Below are 4598 nucleotides of genomic sequence, written 5' to 3'. Positions count from 1 at the left end.
TACTTTTACAACAACATTCAAATATATTGGAGAGTGTTAATCCATTATTTACATTATATCTATATAATTCCGATAATACACAGGTAAATAAGTTTTCATTTACTTCTGTATTTGGTGTTGTATTTTTCATAATGAATTTTTTTCTTGGCAGGAGGCTTAATCTTTATAATACCAATAATGATTTTGATTTTAAGCAATATAATTTATTTTCATTTCTTTATATTTCAAGTGTAATACTCTTATCTGTATTTTCATTTTCTCCGGTTATATCAATAAGATTGTATGAGCTATTTTCCCTAAGCCCTTTTGTTATTATCGCATTACTATATACTAAAAAGTTCAAAAATATTTTCCATTCCGATTTAAGACTGTTTTTTTTTAGAAGAGCACTGTTCTCGGTTCTATGGCTAATTTCAGCACATCGATTCATAGCTTACTATTATGTTAATCCAATTATTAAATTTTAAATTAGATGATAAGAAGGAATGTATTGTGTCATCAGAAGTTCCATCTGTAACAGCGATTCTTGTTACATTCAATCCGGAATTAAATATATTTCATAAAGTAATAGACTCTTTATCTTCACAAATACAAAATATTATTGTTGTTGATAATTCATCCAAAAATAGACAGGAATTCGGATCTTTTCTAAATCAGTCAAATGGTATAATAGTGTTGCCCCAAGAGAATAATATAGGGTTGGCAGCAGCACAAAATATCGGTATTAAATATGCAAAAGATATACTAAATTCGACACATATAATTTTATTTGATCAGGATAGCATCATAGAACCCAATTTTGTTGTGAATTTAATTAATGAGGAAATAAAGTTAAAAAATGAAGGGTATAAAATTGCAGCAATTGGTCCCAGCTTTTATGACCCTGAGAATAATAAAATTTATCCGGCCACTTTATACTGTGGTCCATTCATACGAAAAGTTATGCTTGGTGAACGACCAGTTGAGGCAACCTTTCTGATAGCATCAGGATGCTTGATTAATATGGATGTTATAAAACATATAGGATATATGCTTGAGGATCTTTTTATAGATTACATTGATGTTGAATGGTCACTGCGTGCAAAAAAATTCGGCTATAAATTATTCATTACTTCCAAGTCTTCTATGGCTCACTCCATTGGTGATAAACGTATTTCTTTTTTTGGACGTACTATATCTTGTCATAGTCCATTGCGACGTTATTATCTTGTTCGGAATAGTTTCAAAATGCTGAGATTACCTTATGTTCCTATTGGATATAAAATTCGTGAAACTATCTTCAATATTTTAAGAGTCCTCATTGGGTTTGCAACGAGTACAGATAAGAAAAGATTCACTAAATATACTGTCGTTGCATTTAAGGACGGCGTTTCTGGTAAGTTTGGGCCTTGTAAGTATAAGTTTTGATATGATTAAAATTGCTCACATACAACTTCTTCCACTATTAAGTGGTGTTCAACGAGTTTGCCTGGACGAATTAATTCGTCTTGATCCAAGGACATTTGATAGGTATCTGATATGTAAAGAAGAGGGCCCCCTAACAATTGAAGCGCAAAAATATGGGATAAAATGTTTATTTGTGAAATCTCTTGTTAGAGAGATATCGTTAAAAAATGATGCTAAAGCACTTTGGTATTTATGGAAACTTATTAAGCAACATAATTTTGATATCGTTCATACCCATTCATCTAAGACTGGGGTGCTAGGACGAGTTGCTGCGTGGATGAATCGTACGAAACTGATAGTACATACTGTCCATGGGTTTTCCTTTCCTGCTGCTAAAAATAAATTACAAAAGTTATTATTTTATTTAATGGAAAAAATTGGTTCTCTTTGTGGTGATGTAATAATTTGCTTGCATGAAGATGATGCTAAAATAGCACAAACCATACTTAAGAACGGTAAGGATAAAATATTAATAATAAGTAATGGTGTTGATACGGAAAAATTCAGACCATACGATAAAAATGATAAGGAGTTTTGCCGGCGTAATATAAACAATATATGCAATGATGATATTGTAATTGGGATGATAGGGCGTCTTTGGCCACAAAAAAATCCACTTTGTTTATTAAAGGCCATTTCACAACTTATTAAAAGAAATAAAAAAGTAAAATGTATTTTTATTGGTGATGGTGAATTATATGCTGAAATGGTTGACTTCATTAATGATAATGCACTTCATGATAGTGTGCAATTATTGGGGTGGCGTAATGATACACCTATTTTACTTAATGCTATGGATATCTTTGTATTACCTTCCCTTTGGGAGGGTATGCCATTGGCTATTCTTGAAGCAAAAAGTTGTGGGCTTCCTTGTGTCGTATCCAATATTCAAGGGAATCGCAACATAATTGATGGAGTCGATAATGGACTATTGTTTGATTTGAATTTAAATTGGCATGATTTACATGATAAATTAAAACTACTTATTCAGGATTCAAGATTAAGAACTATCCTTGGAAAAAACTCGCGTCTTGACGTGATGATTAACTATAATATTACAAGTAGAGTTCAAAAGATAGAAAAACTATATTTAAATAAGATCGTGTAAAGTATGTCTATGTTATAAACCCCAAATTGTTTTTACATCTTTTTCATCGATTCTTGAGGCATATTTCTAAATTAACTTATACTTCAAGTTGATTTAATTCTGGGATTACTAATGGAAGAATTATATATAATATAAGTATGATAAATAAGCATATGTTATTTATCATATTTATATGCTACACGTGTGTCAATCTGGCACGGTGACTACCACCAGGGTGAGAGCATGAAAAGTATGTTTTTTGTACACACCTGAGTAAAGGATAAAATACAATCAGAAACTGTATATTTAGCATGCTAAATACAACATTTTAAATGCAACTCTGCATTAAATTTTACAGGTTAATGTTGTGTTATTGCTAAATTCATAAATTAACATTTAAATTAAAGTTATCATGATCTTTCCCTGGGTGACTACCACCCCCTGACAGGAGTAAACAATGTCAAAGCAACAGATCGGCGTAGTCGGTATGGCTGTGATGGGGCGCAACCTTGCGCTCAACATCGAAAGCCGTGGTTATACCGTCTCTATTTTCAACCGTTCCCGTGAAAAGACGGAAGAAGTGATTGCCGAAAATCCAGGCAAGAAACTGGTTCCTTACTATACGGTGAAAGAATTTGTTGAATCTCTGGAAACGCCTCGTCGCATCCTGTTAATGGTGAAAGCAGGTGCAGGCACGGATGCTGCTATTGATTCCCTCAAGCCATACCTCGATAAAGGCGACATCATCATTGATGGTGGTAATACCTTCTTCCAGGACACCATTCGTCGTAACCGTGAGCTTTCTGCCGAAGGCTTTAACTTCATTGGTACCGGTGTTTCCGGTGGTGAAGAGGGCGCGCTGAAAGGTCCTTCCATTATGCCTGGTGGCCAGAAAGAAGCCTATGAATTGGTTGCACCGATCCTGACTAAAATCGCCGCTGTGGCTGAAGATGGTGAGCCATGTGTTACCTATATTGGTGCCGATGGTGCAGGCCACTATGTGAAGATGGTTCACAACGGTATTGAATACGGTGATATGCAGTTGATTGCTGAAGCCTATTCTCTGCTTAAAGGTGGCCTGAACCTCACCAACGAAGAACTGGCACAGACCTTTACCGAGTGGAATAACGGTGAACTGAGCAGCTACCTGATCGACATCACCAAAGACATCTTCACTAAAAAAGATGAAGACGGTAACTATCTGGTTGATGTGATTCTTGATGAAGCGGCTAACAAAGGTACCGGTAAATGGACCAGCCAGAGCGCTCTGGATCTCGGCGAACCGCTGTCGCTGATTACCGAGTCTGTGTTTGCACGTTATATCTCTTCCCTGAAAGATCAGCGTGTTGCCGCATCTAAAGTTCTCTCTGGTCCGCAAGCGCAGCCAGCAGGTGACAAGTCTGAGTTCATCGAAAAAGTTCGCCGTGCGCTGTATCTGGGCAAAATCGTTTCTTACGCTCAGGGCTTCTCTCAGCTACGCGCCGCGTCTGAAGAGTACAACTGGGATCTGAACTACGGCGAAATCGCGAAGATTTTCCGTGCTGGTTGCATCATCCGTGCGCAGTTCCTGCAGAAAATCACCGATGCATACGCCGAAAATCCGCAGATCGCTAACCTGTTGCTGGCTCCTTACTTCAAGCAAATTGCCGATGACTATCAGCAGGCGCTGCGCGATGTCGTCGCTTATGCGGTACAGAACGGTATTCCTGTTCCAACCTTCGCCGCTGCGGTTGCCTATTATGACAGCTACCGTGCTGCTGTTCTGCCTGCGAACCTGATCCAGGCACAGCGTGACTATTTCGGTGCACATACTTATAAGCGCATTGATAAAGAAGGTGTGTTCCATACTGAATGGCTGGATTAATCTGATTTAACCGACAATAAATTGAGGCCCGGCATATATTGCGCCGGGCTTTTTTTTGCCAATTATCTTATATACCCGTAATCATTGAAAGTGCTTGATTTTTCAGCAACAGGAGATCATGCTCAGGGAAAGATCACGGTGTGCCGTAGGCACAAAGATGCAAAACGGGACGTTTTGCATGTAATAAGCATAAGCTTGTGA

Annotated in this window: 3 protein-coding genes; all 3 read left to right on the top strand. The window is 37.2% G+C overall.

Features of this window, described 5'->3' with window-relative positions; all coding sequences use genetic code 11:
* Positions 1–492 precede the first annotated feature (492 nt).
* Entirely contained in the window at positions 493–1407 is a 915-nt protein-coding gene (locus A7090_RS24990; RefSeq protein WP_157941503.1) for a glycosyltransferase family 2 protein, read from the top strand.
* 1 nt (position 1408) lies between these two features.
* Positions 1409–2554 carry a glycosyltransferase family 4 protein gene (locus tag A7090_RS24985; protein ID WP_105275868.1) on the top strand — a complete coding sequence of 382 codons (1146 nt, stop codon included), beginning with the start codon at positions 1409–1411 and terminating at the stop codon, positions 2552–2554.
* 436 nt (positions 2555–2990) lie between these two features.
* On the top strand, positions 2991–4397 hold the full coding sequence (gene gndA / locus A7090_RS24980) for an NADP-dependent phosphogluconate dehydrogenase (RefSeq protein ID WP_105275867.1): 1407 nt from the start codon (positions 2991–2993) through the stop codon (positions 4395–4397).
* The last annotated feature ends 201 nt before the right edge of the window (positions 4398–4598 follow it).

This window comes from Escherichia sp. MOD1-EC7003 (assembly GCF_002965065.1).
GTDB lineage: Bacteria > Pseudomonadota > Gammaproteobacteria > Enterobacterales > Enterobacteriaceae > Escherichia.
Note: the sequence above shows the minus strand (reverse complement) of the source record. Positions and strands in the feature narration are given on the sequence as shown.